The organism is Pseudomonas spartinae (genome assembly GCF_965197125.1).
In the GTDB taxonomy this organism is placed as follows: Bacteria; Pseudomonadota; Gammaproteobacteria; order Pseudomonadales; family Pseudomonadaceae; genus Aquipseudomonas; species Aquipseudomonas composti_A.
The window spans coordinates 1-21,651 of sequence record NZ_CBDAMB010000008.1 but is presented as its reverse complement, the minus strand read 5'-3'; the positions used below and the strand labels follow the sequence as shown (position 1 = coordinate 21,651).

The following is a 21,651-nucleotide window of genomic DNA, read 5'->3' as shown; positions in this document are numbered from 1 at the left end:
CGGGCGCTTCAGTCCGGCGCCACGCCACGAGTGCGGTGTTCATGGCCAGGGCTGAAGCGCACGGCCATGACCATCAGCAGCACGCTTGCCAGCGCCATCAACTGCCAGCTCAGGCTGAGGTCCGTGCTGTAGCGCCGCAACACGCCTGCCAGCAAGGGCGCGCATGCGGCGATGAGGTAACCGCCACCCTGGACGAACGCCAGCAGATCGCCGGTCTGCTGGGGATCTTCCAGGTGATCCTGCGCCACCACCAGCGACAGCGGAAACAGGCCGCCGATGCCAATACCAAGCAGCAGGGCGACGAGCACCACCAGCGTCTGCGGTGCCAACTGCAGGACCAGCAAACCGGCAAAAAGCGATAACAGCACCAGCGCCAGCAGTGGGCGTCGATCAGGGAAGCGAGGCAGCAGGCTGGAGAGCAGCAGGCCGGCTGCTACCTCGCACAGCGTCAGTGCGGCCAGCAGCAAGCCGCTGCTCTGGGCGCTCCAGCCCAGGGCCGTGTAGTAGGGCGGTAGCCAGGCCAGCACCAGTGTGTAGCCGGCCGTGCCAATACCGAAGAAGCTCATCAACAGCCAAGCCCTGGGCCAGCGCCACGGCGCCAAAGGCGGGGCGGCCATGGCGATGGTTGCCGCCCTGGCTGGCGCCGCCCGCCGCCATATCGCGGCAGCGAGCACGGCCGGCAATGCCCAGCTCGCCAGCGCCCAGGACCACCCGAGTGATTGCGCCAGCCAGGGTGTGACTGCCGCGCCGAAAGCGGCGCCGGCCATGATCGCGCAACTGTAGAAACCGATCAGGCGACCGCTGTCTGCGGCGAATCGCGACTTGATCAGGCCTGGCAGCAGCGCCTGCACGAAGGCGATACCGGCGCCGGCCAGCAAGGCGCTGGCGATCAACGGAGTGGCGCTTGGCAGTAGTCCGCGCAACAGGCAGGCCAGGGCGATCAACACAGCGCCGAGAAAAATTCCACCGCTGTCGCCAAGGCGCCGTCGCAGCGGGCCGGCGGCCAGCGCGCCCAGCCCCATGATCACCACCGGCAGGCTGGTCAGCAGGCTGGCGCCGACATGATCCAGGCCGCTATCGAGCTGGATGCGGTCGAGCAACGGGCCGATGGCCGCCAGCGCCGGGCGCAGGTTCAGGCCAAGCAAGATGATGGCGATCAGCAGCAGGCCCTGGCGCTTCATGCCTGCGCCTCCCTGGCACCGCGCCAGGCCACCAGCAGCACGCCGCCGACGATGCACAGCGCGGCCAGCAGCATGCTCAGGCTGCCCTGTTCACCGAACAGGCCGATGGCCATGGCGGCGCCGGTGATGGCCGCCACCGAGCCGATCTGGCTGAGAAACACCGTGCCGGCCAGATTCTGCAGGATGAAGAACAGCGCATAGACCGCCGCGAACAGCAGCATCTGCGCCACCAGCAGGGCGACCACCAGTGTGCTGTCCAGACGCGGGGTAAAGTCGACGCCGAGCGCGGCTGTGGCGCCCAGCAGCACGGCGCCACCGAGCAACATGCCGGGCGCCAGCGACAGCGGCGTGGCACCGCTCGGCCAGTAGCGCGCGCGGTAGATATTGCCCAGTGCCAGGAACACCGGCACGCTCAGCGCAGCCAGCACCCACAAGGTCGGACTATCGCCTCCGTGCAGTTTGCCCAGGGCCAGCAGCAGGCTGCCGGACAGGCCGATGCAGATGCCCAGCAGGCGGATGCGACTGAGCCCCTCCATGCGCAGTGCCAGCGCCAGCAGGTAGGTGAACAAGGGCGGAAAGGCCAGGCACATCGAGGCGAAACCGGCGCCGACATGGCCGATGGAGCTGAACAGCAGGGCGTTCGGCACCGCGATGCTGAGCAAGCCGGAGGCGAGGTAGTAGCGCTGCTGCGGCAGGCCCATGCCGGGCCGCTCGCCACGCCACCAGGCGAACAGCAACAGCATCAGGCCACCGCCGAACAGGCTCCAGAGCAGGTAGGCCATCGGCTGCCAGCCGACGTTGCCGGCCAGCTTGACCAGATTGCTGGTCAGCCCCATGAGCGTGCCGATCACCAGCAGCAGCGAGAGTGCCAGAAGTGGGCGGGAATTGGAGCCTGGCATGCGGATGCCTCCTTGGCGTGAATACGTTACGATGGCGACATTCTTTTGGAAAAGTATCTTGATAGCAAGATAAATTGAGGGCGACATGCAAGACCGTGCACAACTGGCTGCCGAACAATGGCGGCAACAGCGGCCTGATCTGGATGGTTCCGCCATGGCCGTGATCGGGCGCCTGGGCGAACTTTCACAGGTGATCAGCCGCGACCACCTGCTGCCGTTCTTCGCCGAACATGGCCTGCAGGCCGGCGAGTTCGACCTGCTCGCCACCCTGCGTCGCTCGGGCGAACCCCATGCGCTGATGCCCACCGCCTTGTACGAGAGCGCGATGATCTCCTCGGGCGGCATGACCAGCCGCATCGACCGTCTGGAAAAGGCCGGCTTGATCGAGCGGCGCAAACACCCCAGCGACCGTCGTGGCGTGCTGGTGGCGCTGACCCCGGCCGGATTCGAATTGATCGACGGCATGCTCGCTGCCCACGTGGCCAACTTGCAGCGCGTGCTATCAGGATTGACCGCCGAGGAGCAGCGCACGTTGCATGAGCTGAATGGCAAACTGTTGGCAGGCTTGGCGCAGCAGGGCGCTGAGTGATTGAACCGATCTCCCCCACGCTTTTTGAGCGCGTCATGGCGCTCTCCTAAATGCTCAGTACGTGGATGCTTGAGCGTACACAGCGCTTGGCCGTGATCAGGATGGGGTCAAGCGCCGCGCATACTTCCGAGTTGACGCTTCAGCGTTTTGAGCCACGATCTTCTGGCGGTATAGCGAAAAGGCGCACATATGGAATCGGTCTGGATCGCAGCGGGTGTCTTCGTATGTCTGCTGTCGGCATCGCTGCTCATGATGCATTGGTACCCCAAACTCTCGGCTCGTCACCGGGATGAAGAAACCAACACGGTGGTTCGCCTGGTCGCCAATATCTTTGTGGTCATGACCTCATTGGTGTTCGGCCTCATGATCAACTCAGCCAAGAACACCTTCGAAGCAATCGATACCAACATGCACGCCTATGCGACCAGCCTGATCATCTTCGATCGAACACTGAAGACCTACGGTGAGAAGGCGCAGGACACGCGCGAGCACCTGGCCGCCTATGTGGAGCACGCTATTGCCAATCCCTACCGGGGCGACGAAGCGCTTCAGCATCGGGTGAGCCCCGCTACTCAGTTTCTGGATGAGATTGGAGTGGTTCTGGCCGCCATCGGGCCCGAAACCCGTTACCAAGAAACCATGCTCAGCGACCTTCGCCAGCAGTACCACTCGCTCATAGAGCAACGCTGGCGCATCGTGGAGCAGTCAGAAGGGGCGATACCGATGCCGCTGATCGGCATGCTTGTCGCCTGGATGACGCTGATCTACGCCAGCTTTGGCTATCGCGCGCCGAATAACCCAATGGTGATTGGCATGTTCGTCTTGTCTGCACTGCTGATTGCCGCCTCCGTGTACCTGGTTCTGGACATGGACATTCCTTTCCACGGGCCGATACAGATATCAGACGCACCATTGCGCAGAGCCTTGGCGGAAATGCAGATGTAGTCCGGGTTTACTAGGGTTTGTACGAAAAGTCGTCGAGCGAAGGTCAGGCGAGGCAAAAACGGGTGAGGAAGCGGAGTTTACGAGCTGTAAATGAGCATTCCGAACCTGTTTTTAACGAAGCATCACCGAGCGCAGGCACTTTTCGTACAGAGCCTAGAGAGCGCAGCCAACCGTGAGGTGAGGGCCAAGCGCAGTGGTCCGGTGCCAAGCACTCGTTCCGCTCACATCCGGTGATGCTCCAGCAGAAAATCCACGAACACCCGCACCCTTGCCGGCATTGCCGAGCCGCCGACGAACACTGCATGGATCGGCTCGCGGTCGCCGGGGTTGAAGGCTTGCAGCAGTGGCACCAGATCGCCGCGCTGGATGTCCTCGGCCACGGTGAATTCGCCGATGCGCGCGATGCCTGCGCCGACCCGGGCGAGTTGCGCCAGCGCCTCGCCGCTGCTGCATTCGATATTGCCGCAGACCTTGAGGGAGAACGCCTGGCCGTCATGCACGAAAGGCCAGTTGGGTTCGGCGCGGCGGAAGTTGAAGCGCAGGCAGTTGTGTTGCAGCAGGTCGTGCGGCTGCTGCGGTGTGCCATGGCGCTCTAGGTAATCGGGGGAGGCCACCACCACCTGACCGGTTTCGCCGACCTTGCGGGCGGTCAACGGGCTGTCCGGCAGATGGCCGAAGCGCACGGCGACGTCAGCCTGGCCGCCGAGGATGTCGACCACCTCGTCGCCCAGGCTGAGGTCGACGGTGATGTTCGGGTAGCGTGCGCTGAATTCCGCCACCAGCGGCACGATGGTCATCCGCCCATGGCCGAGCGCGGCACTGACACGCAAGCGGCCCCGAGGCACGCCCTGGTCGGTGATGGCTTCTTCGACTTCCGCCATGTCGGCGAGGATGCGCCGGGCGCCGCGCAGGTACGCCTCACCCTCGGCGGTAAAGGTGATCGCGCGGGTGGTGCGCAGCAACAGGCGGGCGCCAAGGCGCTGCTCGGTACGGGCAATGATGCGGCTGACCGCCGAGGGCGTCAGCCCCAGTGCGCGGGCGGCGGCCGACAGGCTGCCTTCTTCCGCCACGCTGGCGAACACCACCATCTCACCTGATCGGCCGTTGAAGTCCATTTGTGCTCCGTAAGCAAAGGTGTTTGCCAGAAATGCCATCTACCGCCGTCGAGGTTTGGATCCTAGCATTCGCGGCATAGATGAGGAGATATTCCATGCGTATCAATCCACCACTTGTTGCACTCGCCATCGGCGCCTTCGGCATCGGTGTTACCGAGTTCGCCCCCATGGGCATGTTGCCGGGTATCGCCAGTGATCTCGGCGTTTCCATTCCGGCTGCCGGCCTGCTGGTCAGCGCTTATGCGCTGGGCGTGCTGCTCGGCGCGCCACTGATGACCCTGACCACCGGACGGATTCCCCGGCGCTATTTGCTGATCGGCCTGATGGCCATCTTCACCCTGGGCAACCTGATGTCGGCCCTGGCCACCGACTACACCAGCTTGCTGATTGCCCGCGTGGTGACCTCGCTGAACCACGGCGCCTTCTTCGGCGTGGGCTCCATCGTCGCTGCCAGCGTGGTCGCACCGGACAAGCGCGCCGGGGCGGTGGCGGCGATGTTCATGGGCCTGACCCTGGCGACCATCGGCGGTGTGCCGCTGGCGGCCTGGTTCGGTGAAGTATTGGGCTGGCGCACGGCCTTTGCGGGCATTACCGGCCTGGGCGTATTGGCCATGCTCGCGCTGTGGTTCGCCTTGCCCAACGTGCCGCTACCGAAGAGCGACGGCGTGCTGGCGGAAATCCGCGTGCTGGGCCGTGGCCCGGTGCTGGCAGCACTGGCGCTGACCGTGGTCGGTTCGAGTGCGATGTTCACCGTGTTCACCTACATCGCGCCAATCCTCAGTAGCGAGACGCATGCCTCGACTGCCTTCATCACCGCGATGCTGGTGCTGTATGGCGTGGGCCTGACCCTGGGCAACATGTGGGGCGGCAAGGCGGCGGATCGCTCCGTCGATCGCACCCTGATCGTCTCGCTGAGTGCGCTGATTCTGGTCTTGCTGGCCTTTACCGTACTGATGCGCTGGCCGCTGCCGGCCGCCGTGGCCATCCTGATCTGGGGCATCGCCAGCTTCGCCATCGTGCCGCCGCTGCAGATGCGTGTGATGGAAGCGGCCAAGGCGGCGCCCAACCTGGCCTCGGCGGTGAATATCGGTGCCTTCAACCTCGGTAATGCGATTGGTGCGGCGCTGGGCGGGGCGGTGATCAATGCCGGTCTGGGCTATCCGGCGATTTCCCTGGCCGGCGCAGCGATGGCGGGGGTGGGGTTGCTGATGGTGCTGGGGTTTGCCTGGCGTTCCAGGGCGGTGGCTGCCGCGGTGGTGTAGTAGGAGCAAGGCTTACTGACGGCCAAGTGCGTAGAGCGTACGGGGGCGATCCGATCCACCCGGTGCGCTACGCACGGCCAGTATTTGCTTTCGATGCCTGCCTCACTGCGCGGCATCGATGGCCTTGGCCCAGGCCTGTAAGGCGTCTCGAGCGGCCAAGGCGATCTCCTTGTCGCTACGGCCGGCGAATTCACGCTCCAGCGCATCCGCCGCGATCAACCCGGCGATGGTTGGCTTACCGACTGCGTCGGTCAGATCCAGCCATTCAATCCAGCTCGCAGGCGTGTCGTACCAGCGCAAGTAGCCGGTCGGCGAGCGGGGCCACCAGCGCTGCTCGAACTGCAGCACGACCTTTTCCAGCTTACCCATGCCCAGGTGGGCCAGCGCATCGCGTTGGGCCGGCGGCAGTTCGGGGAGAAAGCGCAGGGTCTTGAGTACGCCGAGTGGCACGGTGCAGATGCAGAAGTCGCCACGCTCATCGTTGATGCGCAGCTCGCCGTCACGCCAGTCGATCTGGCTGACGGGCTGGCCCAAGCGGATGTCGAGCCCGCTGGCCAAATGCTCGATGATCTGGCTATAGCCGCCGGGCAGAAAGCGATCTTCGTTACCGACGCCTTCCTCGTCGAGGGATTCCACCGAAAGCTGGGTAAGCGGCAGGCAGGCCTCGATAATCAGGTTGCCGTCGATCGCATAACGCGCTGCCCGAGCCTGGGCGGGCTCCAGACCTGCCAGATAGCGCTCGATGCCTTCGGCCAGGGGCAGGCTGCGGTCGACACCCTGGCGCAGTGCCTGCCAGGCTTCATTGATACCCTGAACCGCGCCATCGCTGGCGGCAGACAGCGGTTGACTGAAATCGGTCGCCACCATGGTTAACCCGAGGTGCTCCGCTTCGCGAGCCAAGGCGTTGTCCGCGAACTGCTGCAGCCAGGCCGCGCCGACGTCCACGGTCACTTCGCCCAGTTGCAGGCTATGGGTGCGTCCGCCAATGCGCTCACGCGCCTCGATCACCACGCAGTCGACGCCATTGGCGCGCAGGTGATGGGCAGCCCCCAAGCCAGCGCAGCCCGCACCTATCACGATCACTCGTCGGGCTCCGGCCTGGACGGCGAGGCTGGCCGCGCGAGTCCCGTCGTCCCAGGCGCCGTGGGTCATGGCGGGCGCCTCGGGATTGCAGGCTTCGCCAGCGATGACGAGGCGCCCATCCAGGCACTCGCCCAGCACATGTCGATGTTGCGGCCGGCCGCCAGGCAGCAGGGTGCTGTATGCCCCCAGGCTGTAAGCATCGTCACGCCAGTGGGTGACGTGCCAGGCGGTGGGCTGATACATGGAAAACTCCCTTTCAATGCGGTGCCTGTCATGGCGTCAGGCGAGCGGCGGAATATCTCAGTTGCCGTGAACGATGGCCAGTTCTTGGGCGCAATCAGCACAGGCCGCAACGGTGAATGCCTGCAAGATGCTGTAGGCAAGCCTGGGGTGAGCATGGCGATACCACGCAAACGCCCGTTGCGGACGCTGGAGTGTCGAGGGCTGCGTTCCCGAGCGATCATCTTCTACCCGGTTGCTGGACTATTCGCTGGCGCTGCTATCCCAAGCGCTGAGTTGTTTCGAGTATCGACGGTGCTTGACGCAAAGGTGGACAAGCTTCGCGTTGTCCACCCTGCATCGCGCTTCAGCGTAGGGTGGATGACGCTTTTCTCATCCACCGTTGTGGCTAGAAAGGGACGGATTAAATAGATCTGTCCCATTTCGTTGACCAGAGTGGCAGCGGGAAGGCCGGCATCAAGTTCTAGAACTGGGTCACCACCGTAACGCCGGTGCCCTCGAAGCGATCCATATTCACCAGCGCATCGATTGACTGCTCCAGGCTGATGGTTTTACCAACCAGCTTCTCGGGCGCCAACTTGCCGGACGTAATCATCTCGATCATGGCGTCATAGCGGTGTGCTTGCATGCCATGGCTGCCGTAAATTTCCAGCTCGTGAGCGATCACCTTGCTCATCGGGATCGCCGGCTTGGCGTGGTCGGCGAGCATCAGGCCGACCTGGACGTGCCTGCCGCGACGGCGCAGGTTGTTGATGGAGTTGAAGCAGGTTGTTGGGTGCCCCAATGCATCGAGCGATACGTGGGCGCCCCCGCGGGTGATCTCCATGACCGCCTCGGTTACGTCCGCCACCTGAGCCGCATTCACCGTCGCCACGGCGCCCAGGGAGCGAGCCAACGCCAGCTTGTCGTCGGCGATATCGATTGCGATGACATTGGCGCCAATGGCCTGGGCGATCATCACGGCCGATAGGCCCACACCGCCGCAGCCGTGCACGGCTACCCACTCGCCGGCGCTGACCTTGCCTTGATCGACAATCGCCCGAAACGAGGTGACGAAGCGGCAACCCAGGCTGGCGGCCGTTGCGTAGTCCATGTGCTCAGGTAGTGCGACCAGATTCAGGTCGGCCTGGTGGATGCCCACATATTCTGCGAACGAGCCCCAATGGGTAAAACCTGGCTGAAACTGAGTGTGGCAGACCTGCTGGTTGCCGCTGTTGCACTCGGGGCAGGCGCCGCAACCACCGACGAAAGGCACGGTTACGCGGTCACCCACTTTCCACTTGGTCACTTCACGGCCAACCTCCGCCACGACGCCGGCCAGCTCGTGCCCCGGTACGTGCGGCAACTGGATGTCCGGATCATGGCCTTTCCAGCCATGCCAGTCGCTGCGGCATACACCCGTGCCCTTGACCTGAATGACCACGCCGTGGCGTTCCGCGCTGGGGTCGGCGACCGTCATCAGGCGTGGCGGCTGGGAAAATGCTTCGTAGACTACGGCTTTCATGGAGCACCTCTGATTGAGCAATCACTACGGCGTCAGCTCGGCACCTCTGTATACGCAATCGCGAGGTAAGGGCACCGGCGTATTTATATGTGCAACCGCGTTGCATTGTTGGGTGATGGAACCTTGTATTCATTATGAATAAACGCCCTGAAATTACCTTTCAGAATAAGATTGACAATGCATGGAGTGCGAAATGATCCTTCAGTAATGCTTTTAATATGAAGGGATCTTTTATGCCGATTGCCATTGATAAAGTAGATATTGCAATCTGTGATCGACTGCAGCGTGACGGCAGGTTGTCGAACGTGAAGCTCGCGCAGGAAGTTGCCCTTAGCGAAGCCTCCTGTTGGCGCAGGCAGAAGCGCCTCGAAGAATGTGGCGTTATCGAGGGATACCAGGCCGTTCTCAACCGCAAGAAATTGGGGCTTGGGGTCATGGCCTTCGTACAGATTTCCTGTACCGATCACAGCGAAGAGGCGACCGCCAGATTCGAAAGCATCATCGCGTCCGCGCCTCAGGTGCTCAGTTGCCACAACACTACTGGCGAGGCCGACTTCCTGCTGCAGGTGGTGGCACGCGATCTGGATAGTTACAGCCGGTTCGTCGAGAAAGTGCTGAGGGCGTTGCCGGGTGTCTCCAGCATTCGGTCCAACCTTTCACTGCGGGAAATGAAGACCACCAACCGGCTCCCTGCTAGCGAGATCCTGAGCACCTGAGACATTGCGATGGCGATTCTGAAACGCCCTCTGCACAGAAGCGAGGCAGCAGTATTGGCGGATCGTAGGTGGTAGGTACATCCGGGGGGCGCCATCTTAAAAGGTGGACAAGCTTCGCGTTGTCCACCCTACGTCTCGGTCTCACCGTTGCGAGGCGCTATCAGCCCTGCCATCGCCTCAGATCCATATATCGTTCGCCGCCGTCAGGTCGCCACCCTCGTGGCCTGTGTTCACAATGCCGCGCGGCTCGATCATCATGAGCTTTGCTTCGCCTTGCGCTGCCGTGCGGTGTTCCACGCCCCGTGGAACGACGTAGAGCTCCCCTGGATTCACATAGACGCATCCCTCCGGTAAGTCGATGCGCAAGACACCCTCGAGCACCAGAAATGCCTCGTCAGTTTCCGGGTGCGAATGCCAGATGAATTCACCTTCAATTCGTACAACCTTGAACTGGTAGTCGTTCATCTCGGCAACGACTCTAGGACTCCACTGCTGGTCGATCAGCGAGGCCTTGTATTTCAGGTCGATGGCGAGGGGGGCTTGTTGATGATGGGAGTCAGGCATGACGGATCCTCTTGATTGGGAGTCATCAGCCTATCGAGGCGAAAAACGCCATTCTTGTACGATCCTGCACGTTAATGTGTGGAGCGCAGGCGTTCCAACCAGCGCCATGGCGGCACGCCATAGCAGCGGGTGAAGTGCCGGGTCATGTGGCTTTGGTCGTGAAAACCGGCAGCCAGGGCGGCATCCACTAACGAGAAGCCGTCCAAGGCAAGCCGCCGAAAGCAGTCCAGGCGACGTAGCGTGACAAAACGATAGGGGCTGGTGCCGTAGAGCACGCGGAAGTCCCGTGACAGGCTCCAGCGTTCGCGCCCGCTTACCTGTTCGAGCATTTCCAGAGTAATGCTGGAGTGCAGGTGCGCCATGATGAATTCGCGGGCACGCTCGGCTGCACGGTAATCCAGATGCTTGCGGCCGCGCGGCTTACCTGCGACAGCATGCAAGGCCATCGCCAGGTCATAGAGCGCGTCCTGCTCTTCCAGCCTTTCCAGCGGATGATCCAGCGCTTGTACGAATGCTTCACTGGCACGGTACAGACGCGGATCGCTCGAGAGGCCGCCTGCTATGAAAGGCAGGGGCTTGCCGCCCAGCACGTTCTGGATCAAAGCCGGGTCGACGTATGCCATGCGGTAACGGAAACCTGCATCCGTGCCGGCCATGCCGTCATGTAACTCATCTGGGTGTAGTACGAGCGTGTTGCCAGGGATACCGTGACGCAGTGAGCCCTTGTAGTTGAAGCTCTGCACACCTGCGAGCGTCCGTCCAATCGAATAGGTGTCGTGCCGATGCGGCTCGTAGCCATGGCCACCGAACCACGCCTCGATACGCTCCACTCCACTGGGTAGAGTGCTTCGTATGACCCAATCAGACGGGGTCGTTTCGCTATCCATGAGGCATGCTCTCGATCATGCAGGGGGTATGCATCTGCGGCTATTCAATATAGAGAGCTTGCCTATTCATGTCTGCTCTTTGCCTGCGGAGGTATCGATACCGTGCAGCAGGGTGCAAGCTTCGCGTTGTCCACCCTACATCGCGCTTCAGCGTAGGGCGGATGACGCTCTTCTCATCCACCGTTGCTGCGGATGTCCGGGTTACTTGTTGGCGGGCATTCCCGCCAGGTTCCCGCTAAACCGTCGGCACCGTTCCTCCATCGATGATGAACTCAGTGCCCGTGATGGACGCGGCACGGGGGGAGGCGAGGAAGGCGATGAGATCCGCCACTTCGTCCGGCCTGGATGGGCGACCGAGAGGTATGCCGCCCAGGGCCTGCATGATGAGTCGCTTGCCGCCTTCATAGTCAGTGCCAGCCTCCTGCGCGAGCCGCTCGGCCAGGGCGACCGAGGCTTCGGTTTCGACCCAGCCCGGCGATACCCGCACCACCCGGACACCCTGGGGCGAGACTTCTTTCGACAGGCTCTTGCTGTAAGTGGCGAGTGCTGCCTTGGCTGCAGCGTAAGCGGTGGTGGCTTGCGCCAGGGGCAGTCGGCTCTGGATCGAGGTCACGTGGACGATGACGCCCGCCTGGCGTTCCAGCATCGCCGGGAGCAGGGCGCGATCAATGCGCACGGCCGGTAACAGGTTGAGATCGAATTCGCGCTGCCACTGGTCGTCGTCCAGTACCGCGAAGCCGCCTGCGGGGGCCGATGAGCCACCCAGCACATGGATCATGATGTCCACCTTGCCCAGGCGCTTGCGTGCTCCCTCGACCAGGGCGTCGCAGCCTTCACGTGTCGACAGATCGGCCTGGACGAACAGTTCATCCGGCAGATCCTGGCTCACTTGGCGCGCAGAAGTCAGCACCTTGGCGCCTTCCGCGATGAAGCGGTTCACTACCGCACGGCCGACGCCCTTGGTACCACCAGTGACCAGTACGTGCTTGTCGTTCAGGTCGAGTTTCATCACGGTGCGATCTCCAGCGAGCGGATCTGGCCATCCATGAGTGCGAACAGGTGTTTGAGCAGCACCGGGCTGCCGGGGAAGTCGCCCGCTACGCGTGCGGTGACGGTCAATGCATCGTCTCGTTGTGAGGCCTCCACGGGCTCGACGCGGTAGTTGAAGGCCTGCCGAGCCTCCCGTTGCCAGGCCACGATGGCGTCGATGCCCTGGTGCGTGCGTTTCTCGTCGATCACCCTGGCGTCCGCGTGGAAGCAGGTGGCAAGGCGTGCCGGGTCGTCGCCATTGCTGATGGCGAAGTAGGTGTTCACGGCTTCGGGCAGTTGCAGCTTCATGGCCTGATTTCCTCTCGTAGTGGGTGGGGCGCTACGGGAGTGATCTTGCTGCTCGATGGATAATTTGCTCAACTGGGACAGAGTTAATGACCTGTCCCGAATATCAGGATAATCCAATGGCTGACCCGCGCCTGGGCCTCAACGAATTGGAAGCGGTGCTGGCCGTGGCGCGCCGGGCCTCGTTCCGCCAGGCCGCCATCGATCTCGACGTGTCCACCACCGCCTTGAGCAACACCATCGCCAAGCTGGAGGCCAGCCTGGAAACCCGCCTGTTCAATCGCACCACGCGCAGTGTGTCGTTGACCGAGGCGGGGGCGCTGTACCTGGAGCAGGTCGGGCCGGCGTTGCAGGACGTTCGTACGGCGCTTGAAGCAGTGCGTTCGCATAATGCCGGGCCGGCGGGGACGCTGCGCATCAATGCGTTTGCCAGTGCCGCCCGCGCAACCCTGATGCCGTTGGTGCTGGAGTTTCTGCAGCGTTATCCGCACGTACACATCGACATGGTGACCGAAGGGCGTCTGGTGGATATCGTCGCGGGTGGGTTCGATCTCGGGGTGCGCTCGGCGAACCTGGTGCCCAGCGACATGATCGTGATCCCCCTCGGGGCACCGCAACGTTACGCCGTGGTCGGCACGCCGGAATACTTCGAACAGCACGGGCGACCGCGTACTCCGGCGGATCTGCTGCGCCATGCCTGTATTCGTATCCGCCTGCCAAACGGTGCGATCTATCCCTGGCAATTCGAGCGGGCAGGGGAGGTGACGAGGCTCGATGTCGCCGGGCCGCTCACGCTCGACGAGCCCGGTGTTGCCAAGGCGGCGGTGCTGGCGGGGGCGGGGCTTGGCTTCTTCATGGAGCAGGACGTGAGAGCTGAAATCGAGGCCCGGCAGTTCGAGCGGGTGCTGGAGGGCTGGACACCGCCTCTGGAAAGACTGTGTCTGTACTACCCAAACCGCCGCAATCTGTCTGCAGCACTCAAGGCCTTCACCGCTCTGGCGCGGGCGAACTTGGCCGGCAAGGGCGAATCGGGTTGAGTGCCTGGCGTGGGGCGGTTTTACCAAGAACCGTTTGCCAGGTTCTCACGCGTCTTGCGGCTTACGCCTTCGCAGCAGGGCTCAAGCGAAAGCTGACACCCATGCGGTTGAACGCGTTCATGGCTGCGATAGCCGCCGTAAGGTCGACCAGGTCTTTCGGAGTGAATGCGGACGATGCCGCGTCATAAGCCTCGTCGGAAACATGCGTTTCACCAACCAGCGTCACTTCTTCCGTCCAGGCCAGGGCGGAACGTTCCTGCTTGGAAAACAGATGCGCGGCCTCATGCCAGACCGGCACCAGAACGAGCTTTTCTACTGACATACCTCCCTTGATCAAGTCTCGCGAATGGATATCGATGCAGTGCGCGCATCCATTGATCTGCGACGCCCGCAAGAACATGAGATGGACGAGTTGAGGCGGCAGGTTCGTTCCGGTGGTGACGTAATGGTGCAGCCCGCCCAGTGCTTTAGCTGCACCGGGTGAAGCCTCAAACCAATTAAGACGAGTCATAGAGCAGTACCCTTTGTGAATGGGGGAGTCGGTAAGGTCTGCTCAATTAAGGCAATTAAGAGGATCAAGGTATTGATCCAATTAAAGGCTTAGTGAATGGTCCACTTTGCGGCGTGGCTGTTGGTGCTTTTGATGCGCTAGAGCGTGGGAACGATCATGAAGAGGCGAGGGCATGCCCTCGCCTGATTCGTTACAGCCGCAATTCCGTGCGCAATGCCTGATGCCCACCGCCTAGCGGCGAACACAAGCGTTGGTGGATGCGGCTGAGAAAACCCAGCTCGAAGGCATGGCGCTGTGCGCCCGGCGGGTAGAGCTGGCGCTCCAGCAACAGATTGGCCCACAGCCAGCCGCTGTTGGCGTCGTCCAGCCAGGCCTGCGCGGTTTGCACGCCGTGGCCGAAGCTCGCTTGGCAATCTGCATTCCAGCCAAATTCGGCAGGCGGCTGCCCGTCATGGTCTGGCAGGTGGGTGAGATAGCGTTGCAATTCAATCATGCTCGGCCCTCCCGGCTGCCTGGGCGATGGCCCGACGGTAGAGCACGACCAACTCGCTCAGCAGCGCGCTGGTGGTGCTTGCCAGCTCCGGCTCCGGCATTCGCCGCAACAGCTTGGTCAGCAACGCTGCCCGGTACTCGGCCGCTGCCTGCAATGGACACTCGTCGGCCACATGGCTGTGCAACGGATTGTGTGGCATGGGGAAGGGGATAACGACGGATTCAGACCTGGCCATGCAGCACCTCCAACACGGAAGTCGACACGACAGCCAGCAGCCCAGGGCGGAGCCCTTGGGTAAAAGGGGGATAGTGCATTTTCCTTATGCTCCTCGGACGATTTAAGGAGCCGCCATCCAGCCTTCCTACGGGCGTGGGTGGCGGACCGTGCAAGGGTAGGAAACCGGCGTCCGAGGGAACCGGCCAGGCCGAAGCCTGCCTCACACGGCCCGCCATAAATGCACGAGAAAACAGCAGGCACAAAAAAAGCGCCTGCTCTCGACTATGGCGCTACCGCGCCCGGACAAAACGGGTTCCTACACCCGGTCACGGGATTGACCGTGACGGGGCGGACTGTAGCGCGGGGTGAAGGGAGAGGGCAAGGCGTGGAGGGGCAGCTGTCGGCCAGTAGCAGTCATTGACCGCCTACAAAATTAGGGGGGCGATTCAGTCTACCTGCATCGGTATGGCATGATCGGGATAGTTAGAGCGGCACACACTCTGTAGGAGAAAGGGGGAGATTCGTTTCTCTTACTCTAAGCCTCCGCTTCTGGCTAGCAATTAATATAACTGCGTTAATTCTCATAATAGAAGCGGCAGGGGTATCAAAAAATATCCCCTGCCTGGTGGGTTAAGGCACCGAATTACTCGGCGCTCATTTTCTCAAGTTTCTTCTTCAAAGCGTCCTTCGCAATAGGACCCAGTGCGTCTGCTACAGCCTTAATTTCTGCTTTGCTCTTTGCATCTAAGCCAGAAAAAGAGCCAGTTTCTACGATTGAGAATTTCATATACACATCAGCGATGTCCGAATACGCAAGTGGCTTAGAGAAATTAAACGGCGGCTTCCCAACTGGCATAACAATAACTTTCGGGTTTCCTGTTGGCTCGCCGACCAACACTCCCCCAATGCTTACTGCGTCTACAGAGTTCTCTTTAAGTTCTCCCTCCTTAAACGCAGAAGCAACTGTAGCGACCGAAAGACCAACGCTGCCTTTTCCCCCACCTTCATCTGCAGTCAGTGCCAAACTGGTTTTTGACGCTACGAGAATCGGTGTCACCTGGAAAGCGGAGACCCCTGTTTTACCCGTGTCAAAACTCTTCAGTCCAAGCAGAATGACCATTTGAGGGGCTGGATTGTCTTTACCCCTAATTCTAGCCAAGGCGACACAGTTCGTTTCCTGCCACTTCGAAGGAGTACCACTCCATGTTGCACTCCATGTCTTACTGGACCTGTCTTGGATTTCACTAACCTTTGTATTTGCCGCATCAACAGCTAGATCCCACGCAACCCCTCCTAAAGCTGTTAAAGCAGCCGCAGCGACGGGGGCTAAATTGGTTGGCGTGCACAGGTCTTTGTAAGTTTTAACTTCCGGCCCATCGCCAAAAAGAGTTGTCCATAAAGATTTCACAGGCTTATTGTCCCCATCTCGGTCTGAGAGGACAGCGCCAGTAATAGGAATAGCTGCAGTCCATTCTTGATCACCACTAGAAGGCTCAAGTTTGGACGCCGACATAATTACCAATGACTGACAACCACTTAACCACAACACTGAGAAGAAGATAATTATCTGGTTTCGCATCTGATCACACTCCTTGTTTGTGCATAAGAGAGTGGCGAAGCGCCACTGCCAGATTAGGTATAGACGATCGGGATATCTATGGCGAGCGGCATGCACCTGTATGAATCGACTCGGGTTTCGTAGTCAGGTCCGAAGGTCTGCTTCTGGCCGGTTAGCGACGGTCTAGACTAGACCGTCGCTATGCATGGTCAGACCTCGGTCTGCTCCGCCATTTCCAACGCGTCATCGACCTCAATTCCCAGGTATCGGATGGTGCTTTCAAGCTTCGTGTGGCCGAGAAGGAGTTGGACTGCCCTTAGGTTCTTCGTTCTGCGATAGATCAGGGACGCCTTCGTACGTCGTAGCGTGTGCGTGCTGTACATAGCCGGATCAAGGCCAATAGCGGTCACCCACGCCTTGACGATTCGAGCGTATTGCCTAGTAGATAGATGATCTGAGCCACGCAACCGGCTTGGAAACAGGCAATCGTCACTGCGGAGCTGAGCCAGAAGTATCCAGGCGGCCAACGCTGCCCGGGTTTGCTCTGTGATCTCAAATTGCACTGGTCGTTGGGTTTTCTGCTGCATCACGATAGCTCGCGGTGACACGTGTTCACCATGGGCTATGTCTCGCACCCGAAGCTTGGTTAAGTCGCAGGCCCGCAGCTTGCTGTCGATGGCTAGATCGAAGAGAGCTAGATCACGGGTACTCTCGGCAATCTGAAGCCTGACCCTGATGGCCCATATATCGCTGAGTCTGAGCGGGGCTTTCTGCCCGACTAGCTTTCCCTTGTTCCAAGGCTGGTGGTTGATGGTGGCAGTGGTGTTCATGGCTTGTCCTCCACGTGAGGAAAGACAGGGATGGACCAGCAACAGCAATGGTCGCTAACCGGCCAAAAGCGGTCGGTCAGCAACATCAATATCGTAGTCTGTCCCCGACTAGGGTTGACCAATAAGGGCATTGCGGCGCAAGCATCAATTTCTAGGCACGTCGAGGAATGGGGAGTCCCGACTTGGTTAGCTTGGGTTCGGTTTGGAATGGGCCGTGAATGGCATAGATAGGGTGGCTTCGGCGCTCTTTCTGTTCTTGGGCGCTGGAAACCTGAGATGATTATTTGATATTCGTTGCTGGATGGATATACAGTTCTTGCTGTAGTGTCGCTATGACACTATATGGAAGACCATCCAGAGAAGGATCTCCAAATGTTTCTCCTGAAGCACGCCATCATCCACAGCTTCACCAAAGAAGCTCACACCGACGTGATTGGCAAGGTCGTCAAAAAAGACATCGTTCTAGATACCGAGAACCGGGCGCTAATCGCGCTGGCGCAAGGCATTAATGGTCTGATTGGCACCACTGGCAATAGCGTTGTTTACGGCCAGTTTTCCAATGACGAGCGACAAGGGCCTTTCCCTGCTGCCTTTGATGCGTACACCGGCAACCTGCCTGACGCTACGGCATTTCTTTCGCTCTCACATCTCGTGATGGATCAACTGGTCGAGCAGGCAGCAAAGCGCGTGCTATCGACCGGCGGTCATATCCTGTGCGCCCTATACGAGTCCCAAGGTTCCCAGTTCTTCCTAGTCGCCAGCATGAAGCAGAGGGGAGGCATCCAGCTCGATGAGAACTATGTACCCAAAGAGATTCAGGAAATTGATCTGAATAAGGTCCAGCAGGCTGCCCGCATCAACGTCAATGACTTCACATACATCACGCACCAGCTTGCTCAGGAAACGACTGAAATTGAGGATGACGCGGAGGCTAAAGAAGCCCTGGAAGAGCGTATTGATACGACATACCTGTGCTTCGTAAGCCGCGGGAGAGACAGCCAAGCGTCTGACTATTTCATCTACGCGCTTGGGTGTGCGAAAGGCGTTGCATCTGGCAGAGCTACGAAAGGAGCAATCGATGCTGTCGTCGCGTTCTTTCAGTCCAAGCCAGCGCTAAAGGGGTTTAGCTACAAAGCCAAAGAGGCGGTAATTAAGTACCTCGAAAAACAACTGGAAGATAAAAAGCCAGCTCGACTGGATGGTGTTTGCCACGCGGCTGTAAAGAATGTGCCTGAGGACCTCGCTGAGCATATTGAAGGCATTAAGGATTTTCTTAATGATGAGAGATATAAGGTTCCGGTAGAGTTCTCTGTTAACGCAAAAGGCCTTAAAGAGAAGACCCGGATTAAATCTGAGGCTGCAAGTTGGTCTATTCAGTTCGAGCGCGGCGCCTTAGGTAAAGAGGAAGTTGCAGATGTGTTTTATGATGAGGAATCTAAAAAGTTAATCTTGACCAACTTGCCTGATTCTCTAATATCTCTGATTGAAGAAGAGATAGCAAGCAGGGATAAATAATGTTCGCCAAGGTCGTTGATTTATACAGATCAACAGGTCGTAAGCCAATTGTAGATGGCGCCTTTTCCTATGAGGGTGGATACGATAAAGGCCTTGCGGATAAGCTTGAAGCTCTGAAAAATTTACCTCAGCACTTTGGCCGTTTTTTGGAAGTGGAGACCTCACCTGAGAAAGGGTGCTCATTTACGTTTAAGCTACCATCTAATGAGCACGGTAAGTTCTTTCCAGATATAAAGACGCTCCTGGCTGGTAGCACCTCTATTAATAAGGGCGTGTTTCCTGAAAACATCTACATAGTAGATGTGGACTGGATGTTTTCAGACAAGAATGCACCTGAGCCGATAGCAAACCTCAAGAAGATCTGTAGGCTGGTGCATCTGCTCTCGGAGCTGGCGATAGGGGTTGATCGGGAGACGAATCGGGCCTTTTTCAATTTGTTTTTCGCCCTGCCTCAAGATGGAGTGAAACCTCCGCGCACGTTCCTGATTGCTACTAAGGTTACTCCTGAGATGGCAGAGGTACGGCTGCATCATTTAGACCTGCTGGAGCAGATTCTCCACCCTAAAAACTCCAGCAAGCCTAACCTACTTGAGCGCGTGATGATGTTCAGGTTGTCCATAGCTGATGTTTTAGACACGGCTGGGGACTGTGGCAACCCATTCATGGTTGTAGTTCAAGAGTGGAGTAAGATTCTTTCTCAATATCGAATAAATCTTCAGTCCTATGTTCATGGTTTTTCATTCGAGAAAGTTCGGCAGGAGGTCGCTCGCGCGGAACTGGAGTATGCGAAGAGCTTAAGCGAAATTCTTGGTGATATTGCAGGTAAGCTACTTGCGTTGCCTGTATCTGTCGCCGGGATTTTATTGGTATACAAGAGCAACGACCCCTTGGAAATCTGGGTGCTATCAGTTGGTCTAGTGGTTGTTTCATTCATTCTGTTGTCAACGATTAAGAATCAGAAGCTTCAGGTGAAGAGGCTTCAGCACAGTTTTACCATGGCTTTTGAAGGTTTTGAGTCTAGGATGAATACATACCCTAGAAGAATTCAGGAGTTACTTGCAGAAACCGCAATCCAGCTAGAGGTGCAAGTAAAATCGTTAAATAATACTTTCGAAATATTGGGCAAGGTGTCATGGTTGCCCATATGGGGCGTTGCGGTAATTCTTGCATCCAAGGTAGTACTCTTTCTCATTGGGTGACTGCTATTGCCTGATAGCGTGCGGAACATCGCAAGGCCTCCATCCCGCAAAAAAAGAACAATCGGGGAAACAATCGGGGACAGACCACGGTATTGGTTTTGAAGGGGCGGCTTCTGGCCGGTAGCGGCCGATCACCAAGGGTTGCTACCGGCCGAAGCGGTCATTTGACGTCTACAAAAGCAGGGCCGATTCAAATCACCTGACTGCCATGACTCCTTCAGTTACCGTGGGCAATTCTTCTCTGACGCACATGCATTGACTCAAGGAATGACATCATGATTACTAGCGGCCACTTCATCGGCGAGATTCTGGACGAGCTCGCGGGCATCATGACGCAGGTAGAGTTAAGAGCCGCGCTTCATTTCTATGATTTACCGGCCTATGCAGAAAATTTTTGCCGCGATGTGATGACTTCAATCCTTGGAGGGGATTTTGTAAATCTTAACGCGACGAAGGCTAATACCCCGGGCTTGGACCTCGGGTCTAAATCGCTAAAAGTTGCAGTCCAGGTGACAGCGACAAACACGTCAAAAAAGGTCAATGACACGCTCTCAGCGATCACGGATGTTCAGCGCTCTGACTACGACCGTTTTATCGTGCTGATGTTGGTGAAGAAGCAAAATTCGTACACCCTTCTACCCGATCTTGTTGCTAAAAATCATTTCGACCCAAAGGACATTTGGGACCTTAGAGATCTCGCTAAATTGGCTGTGGATCTACCCCTCTCGCAGCTTAGAGAGCTCCACACTGTGATCAGAGAGCAGACGGCTCGCCTAAAGGTTGATCTTGAGTTGCGACCGGTCGGTGGGGCTTTCTCTACGACTAGTTATACCCAATGGGAGGCTCGACCTACCCCAAAAGTTGGCAGTGGGGAATCCTTCATCCAGCATTTAGAGTCACAAGGCGAATCTCTTAGCGACCGACAACGTGCTCTGGTAAAGCCCGCGCTTGATTTGGTCGCGGCTAACCTTGCTGAACTTCCTAGGCAGACCCGGGAGTTTTTAGTGATGCTATTCGAACGCGCATCAAAGAGCGGTACCGGCCATTTCAAGCAAGACCAGGGCTGGGAAAGCATCTTGCTTTCCAATCTTGAGCGGGTGTACCAGGGGCAGGATCTTAAAGGCGAACTGGACATCCTTATAGATGCAGGATTTGCCCAAATTGAGTTTGAGGACAGAAGCGATGACCGCGGTCCTACAGCCGTTGGCTTCAAAATCGCCTTAAAACAGTTGAGATCCCTTGATATTTATTTTAGGGAGTTCCTTGAAGCCAACGATATCGGGCTCAGAACGGCGCTCGGTGACATCGATCTGTCATCGTTCTGATTGGAAATACGTCTCCCGGGAAGCTCCAATTTTCTTGGAGAGTGTGCCCGGCCAAGTTCAGCCGGGCACCAGCGTTAACTACACCACACCGTATATTTCAAGCCAGAGGACAGCATGCAGATGACCGCCATTGGGCGTTTCGCTGGAGGCGTCTCCTGTTCGAACACCTTCTGGGGTTTTGGCAGCTTCGATTTGTTTGTTTTACTTTTCATGTTGATTCGTAAGCGTCCAGCCAAGTCACCTTCCGAACTCCAGCATTAAGGGCGATGGTGTCCGCGTATTTTTAAGCGGACGCGATAGCCCTTATCGCCGGGATTCCCATGCGCCAACGAAGCTCTTACCCCAAACCATTCAAGGCCCAGGTTGTTCAGGAGTGCCTGCAACCCGGCGCGACCGTCTCCAGCGTTGCCATCCGCCACGGCATCAACGCCAACGTCATTCGCAAGTGGCTACCGCTTTATCGAGATCAACTGCCAGCTGCGTTGCCGGCATTCGTTCCAGTGAGGGCTGCGCCTAAACGGTCGACTGAAGCATCGGTGATGATCGAGCTACCGCTTGGCGAGCAAGCGATCACCGTCAAATGGCCAGCCTCCGACCCTGAAGGCTGCGCCCGCTTTGTCCGTGGGCTCACCCAGTGATCCGCATCG

The 21,651-nt window shown here is 58.8% G+C and carries 23 protein-coding genes; 9 read left to right on the top strand and 14 right to left on the bottom strand.

Annotated elements, in window-relative coordinates; translation table 11 throughout:
* Positions 1-8: 8 nt before the first annotated feature.
* Both ACN8M7_RS17295 and ACN8M7_RS17290 read right to left on the bottom strand, forming a co-directional pair.
* Positions 9-1,181, bottom strand: a complete 1,173-nt coding sequence (locus tag ACN8M7_RS17295) for a cyanate transporter (RefSeq protein ID WP_490261580.1) — start codon at positions 1,179-1,181, stop codon at positions 9-11.
* On the bottom strand, positions 1,178-2,080 hold the full coding sequence (locus tag ACN8M7_RS17290) for a DMT family transporter (protein WP_490261579.1): 903 nt from the start codon (positions 2,078-2,080) through the stop codon (positions 1,178-1,180). The genes ACN8M7_RS17295 and ACN8M7_RS17290 overlap by 4 nt, the downstream gene beginning before the upstream one ends.
* Before the next feature lie 85 nt (positions 2,081-2,165).
* On the opposite strand from ACN8M7_RS17290, the gene ACN8M7_RS17285 reads away from it, so the two are divergent.
* Both ACN8M7_RS17285 and ACN8M7_RS17280 read left to right on the top strand, forming a co-directional pair.
* Complete coding sequence (locus ACN8M7_RS17285; RefSeq protein WP_061243217.1) at positions 2,166-2,669, top strand: MarR family winged helix-turn-helix transcriptional regulator; 504 nt, start codon at positions 2,166-2,168, stop codon at positions 2,667-2,669.
* A gap of 189 nt (positions 2,670-2,858) precedes the next feature.
* Positions 2,859-3,614: a bestrophin-like domain gene (locus ACN8M7_RS17280; RefSeq protein WP_490261578.1), complete on the top strand. Its 756-nt coding sequence runs from the start codon at positions 2,859-2,861 to the stop codon at positions 3,612-3,614.
* A gap of 221 nt (positions 3,615-3,835) precedes the next feature.
* Here ACN8M7_RS17280 and ACN8M7_RS17275 read toward each other — a convergent pair whose 3' ends face one another.
* Positions 3,836-4,729: a LysR family transcriptional regulator gene (locus ACN8M7_RS17275; RefSeq protein ID WP_490261577.1), complete on the bottom strand. Its 894-nt coding sequence runs from the start codon at positions 4,727-4,729 to the stop codon at positions 3,836-3,838.
* A gap of 95 nt (positions 4,730-4,824) precedes the next feature.
* On the opposite strand from ACN8M7_RS17275, the gene ACN8M7_RS17270 reads away from it, so the two are divergent.
* Entirely contained in the window at positions 4,825-5,991 is a 1,167-nt protein-coding gene (locus tag ACN8M7_RS17270; RefSeq protein ID WP_490261576.1) for an MFS transporter, read from the top strand.
* 102 nt (positions 5,992-6,093) lie between these two features.
* Here the strand turns inward: ACN8M7_RS17270 and ACN8M7_RS17265 are convergent, their stop codons facing one another.
* Together ACN8M7_RS17265 and ACN8M7_RS17260 are read right to left on the bottom strand one after the other, a co-directional pair.
* Positions 6,094-7,317 (bottom strand): flavin monoamine oxidase family protein, encoded by a 1,224-nt coding sequence (locus ACN8M7_RS17265; protein ID WP_490261575.1) that lies wholly within the window; start codon positions 7,315-7,317, stop codon positions 6,094-6,096.
* Positions 7,318-7,777: 460 nt separating this feature from the next.
* Entirely contained in the window at positions 7,778-8,818 is a 1,041-nt protein-coding gene (locus ACN8M7_RS17260) for a zinc-dependent alcohol dehydrogenase family protein (protein WP_490261574.1), read from the bottom strand.
* Between the two features lie 233 nt (positions 8,819-9,051).
* Here ACN8M7_RS17260 and ACN8M7_RS17255 point away from each other — a divergent pair, with 233 nt between their 5' ends.
* The gene (locus tag ACN8M7_RS17255) at positions 9,052-9,534 is read left to right on the top strand and encodes an Lrp/AsnC family transcriptional regulator (protein WP_490261573.1); all 483 of its coding nucleotides are present in this window, start codon (positions 9,052-9,054) and stop codon (positions 9,532-9,534) included.
* 177 nt (positions 9,535-9,711) lie between these two features.
* Here the strand turns inward: ACN8M7_RS17255 and ACN8M7_RS17250 are convergent, their stop codons facing one another.
* From ACN8M7_RS17250 to ACN8M7_RS17235, 4 genes are all read right to left on the bottom strand, one after another.
* A complete protein-coding gene (locus tag ACN8M7_RS17250) occupies positions 9,712-10,098 on the bottom strand; it encodes a cupin domain-containing protein (protein WP_061243237.1) in 387 nt (128 codons plus the stop codon).
* A gap of 71 nt (positions 10,099-10,169) precedes the next feature.
* Positions 10,170-10,985, bottom strand: coding sequence for an AraC family transcriptional regulator (locus ACN8M7_RS17245; RefSeq protein ID WP_490261572.1), 816 nt, complete (start codon positions 10,983-10,985; stop codon positions 10,170-10,172).
* A gap of 235 nt (positions 10,986-11,220) precedes the next feature.
* Positions 11,221-11,994, bottom strand: coding sequence for an SDR family oxidoreductase (locus ACN8M7_RS17240; protein ID WP_490261735.1), 774 nt, complete (start codon positions 11,992-11,994; stop codon positions 11,221-11,223).
* A complete protein-coding gene (locus ACN8M7_RS17235) occupies positions 11,994-12,323 on the bottom strand; it encodes a nuclear transport factor 2 family protein (protein WP_490261571.1) in 330 nt (109 codons plus the stop codon). Before ACN8M7_RS17235 ends, ACN8M7_RS17240 begins: the two co-directional genes overlap by 1 nt.
* Before the next feature lie 116 nt (positions 12,324-12,439).
* Between ACN8M7_RS17235 and ACN8M7_RS17230 the strand changes: the two genes are divergently transcribed.
* Positions 12,440-13,357 carry a LysR family transcriptional regulator gene (locus ACN8M7_RS17230; protein ID WP_490261570.1) on the top strand — a complete coding sequence of 306 codons (918 nt, stop codon included), beginning with the start codon at positions 12,440-12,442 and terminating at the stop codon, positions 13,355-13,357.
* Positions 13,358-13,418: 61 nt separating this feature from the next.
* Here the strand turns inward: ACN8M7_RS17230 and ACN8M7_RS17225 are convergent, their stop codons facing one another.
* The 5 genes from ACN8M7_RS17225 to ACN8M7_RS17205 form a co-directional block, all read right to left on the bottom strand.
* On the bottom strand, positions 13,419-13,868 hold the full coding sequence (locus tag ACN8M7_RS17225) for a carboxymuconolactone decarboxylase family protein (RefSeq protein WP_490261569.1): 450 nt from the start codon (positions 13,866-13,868) through the stop codon (positions 13,419-13,421).
* 190 nt (positions 13,869-14,058) lie between these two features.
* Positions 14,059-14,361 (bottom strand): LasR-specific antiactivator QslA, encoded by a 303-nt coding sequence (locus ACN8M7_RS17220; protein WP_179545372.1) that lies wholly within the window; start codon positions 14,359-14,361, stop codon positions 14,059-14,061.
* Positions 14,354-14,596, bottom strand: a complete 243-nt coding sequence (locus ACN8M7_RS17215; protein ID WP_490261568.1) for a hypothetical protein — start codon at positions 14,594-14,596, stop codon at positions 14,354-14,356. The genes ACN8M7_RS17220 and ACN8M7_RS17215 overlap by 8 nt, the downstream gene beginning before the upstream one ends.
* Before the next feature lie 624 nt (positions 14,597-15,220).
* Positions 15,221-16,156 carry a hypothetical protein gene (locus tag ACN8M7_RS17210; protein WP_490261567.1) on the bottom strand — a complete coding sequence of 312 codons (936 nt, stop codon included), beginning with the start codon at positions 16,154-16,156 and terminating at the stop codon, positions 15,221-15,223.
* 188 nt (positions 16,157-16,344) lie between these two features.
* Positions 16,345-16,965, bottom strand: coding sequence for a tyrosine-type recombinase/integrase (locus tag ACN8M7_RS17205; protein WP_490261566.1), 621 nt, complete (start codon positions 16,963-16,965; stop codon positions 16,345-16,347).
* 372 nt (positions 16,966-17,337) lie between these two features.
* Between ACN8M7_RS17205 and ACN8M7_RS17200 the strand changes: the two genes are divergently transcribed.
* From ACN8M7_RS17200 to tnpA, 4 genes are all read left to right on the top strand, one after another.
* Positions 17,338-18,480 (top strand): nucleoid-associated protein, encoded by a 1,143-nt coding sequence (locus ACN8M7_RS17200; RefSeq protein ID WP_490261565.1) that lies wholly within the window; start codon positions 17,338-17,340, stop codon positions 18,478-18,480.
* Positions 18,480-19,679: an RNA-binding protein gene (locus ACN8M7_RS17195; RefSeq protein ID WP_490261564.1), complete on the top strand. Its 1,200-nt coding sequence runs from the start codon at positions 18,480-18,482 to the stop codon at positions 19,677-19,679. Before ACN8M7_RS17200 ends, ACN8M7_RS17195 begins: the two co-directional genes overlap by 1 nt.
* Positions 19,680-19,954: 275 nt before the next feature.
* Positions 19,955-21,004, top strand: a complete 1,050-nt coding sequence (locus ACN8M7_RS17190; protein WP_490261563.1) for an SMEK domain-containing protein — start codon at positions 19,955-19,957, stop codon at positions 21,002-21,004.
* 320 nt (positions 21,005-21,324) lie between these two features.
* Positions 21,325-21,642 carry an IS66-like element accessory protein TnpA gene (gene tnpA, locus ACN8M7_RS17185; RefSeq protein WP_071542627.1) on the top strand — a complete coding sequence of 106 codons (318 nt, stop codon included), beginning with the start codon at positions 21,325-21,327 and terminating at the stop codon, positions 21,640-21,642.
* The last annotated feature ends 9 nt before the right edge of the window (positions 21,643-21,651 follow it).

Coding starts and splice junctions, on each gene's coding strand:
- ACN8M7_RS17295 (WP_490261580.1), bottom strand. CDS start 1,181: ATGAAGCGCCAGGGCCTGCTGCTGATCGCCATCATCTTGCTTGGCCTG.
- ACN8M7_RS17290 (WP_490261579.1), bottom strand. CDS start 2,080: ATGCCAGGCTCCAATTCCCGCCCACTTCTGGCACTCTCGCTGCTGCTG.
- ACN8M7_RS17285 (WP_061243217.1), top strand. CDS start 2,166: ATGCAAGACCGTGCACAACTGGCTGCCGAACAATGGCGGCAACAGCGG.
- ACN8M7_RS17280 (WP_490261578.1), top strand. CDS start 2,859: ATGGAATCGGTCTGGATCGCAGCGGGTGTCTTCGTATGTCTGCTGTCG.
- ACN8M7_RS17275 (WP_490261577.1), bottom strand. CDS start 4,729: ATGGACTTCAACGGCCGATCAGGTGAGATGGTGGTGTTCGCCAGCGTG.
- ACN8M7_RS17270 (WP_490261576.1), top strand. CDS start 4,825: ATGCGTATCAATCCACCACTTGTTGCACTCGCCATCGGCGCCTTCGGC.
- ACN8M7_RS17265 (WP_490261575.1), bottom strand. CDS start 7,317: ATGTATCAGCCCACCGCCTGGCACGTCACCCACTGGCGTGACGATGCT.
- ACN8M7_RS17260 (WP_490261574.1), bottom strand. CDS start 8,818: ATGAAAGCCGTAGTCTACGAAGCATTTTCCCAGCCGCCACGCCTGATG.
- ACN8M7_RS17255 (WP_490261573.1), top strand. CDS start 9,052: ATGCCGATTGCCATTGATAAAGTAGATATTGCAATCTGTGATCGACTG.
- ACN8M7_RS17250 (WP_061243237.1), bottom strand. CDS start 10,098: ATGCCTGACTCCCATCATCAACAAGCCCCCCTCGCCATCGACCTGAAA.
- ACN8M7_RS17245 (WP_490261572.1), bottom strand. CDS start 10,985: ATGGATAGCGAAACGACCCCGTCTGATTGGGTCATACGAAGCACTCTA.
- ACN8M7_RS17240 (WP_490261735.1), bottom strand. CDS start 11,994: ATGAAACTCGACCTGAACGACAAGCACGTACTGGTCACTGGTGGTACC.
- ACN8M7_RS17235 (WP_490261571.1), bottom strand. CDS start 12,323: ATGAAGCTGCAACTGCCCGAAGCCGTGAACACCTACTTCGCCATCAGC.
- ACN8M7_RS17230 (WP_490261570.1), top strand. CDS start 12,440: ATGGCTGACCCGCGCCTGGGCCTCAACGAATTGGAAGCGGTGCTGGCC.
- ACN8M7_RS17225 (WP_490261569.1), bottom strand. CDS start 13,868: ATGACTCGTCTTAATTGGTTTGAGGCTTCACCCGGTGCAGCTAAAGCA.
- ACN8M7_RS17220 (WP_179545372.1), bottom strand. CDS start 14,361: ATGATTGAATTGCAACGCTATCTCACCCACCTGCCAGACCATGACGGG.
- ACN8M7_RS17215 (WP_490261568.1), bottom strand. CDS start 14,596: ATGGCCAGGTCTGAATCCGTCGTTATCCCCTTCCCCATGCCACACAAT.
- ACN8M7_RS17210 (WP_490261567.1), bottom strand. CDS start 16,156: ATGCGAAACCAGATAATTATCTTCTTCTCAGTGTTGTGGTTAAGTGGT.
- ACN8M7_RS17205 (WP_490261566.1), bottom strand. CDS start 16,965: ATGAACACCACTGCCACCATCAACCACCAGCCTTGGAACAAGGGAAAG.
- ACN8M7_RS17200 (WP_490261565.1), top strand. CDS start 17,338: ATGTTTCTCCTGAAGCACGCCATCATCCACAGCTTCACCAAAGAAGCT.
- ACN8M7_RS17195 (WP_490261564.1), top strand. CDS start 18,480: ATGTTCGCCAAGGTCGTTGATTTATACAGATCAACAGGTCGTAAGCCA.
- ACN8M7_RS17190 (WP_490261563.1), top strand. CDS start 19,955: ATGATTACTAGCGGCCACTTCATCGGCGAGATTCTGGACGAGCTCGCG.
- tnpA (WP_071542627.1), top strand. CDS start 21,325: ATGCGCCAACGAAGCTCTTACCCCAAACCATTCAAGGCCCAGGTTGTT.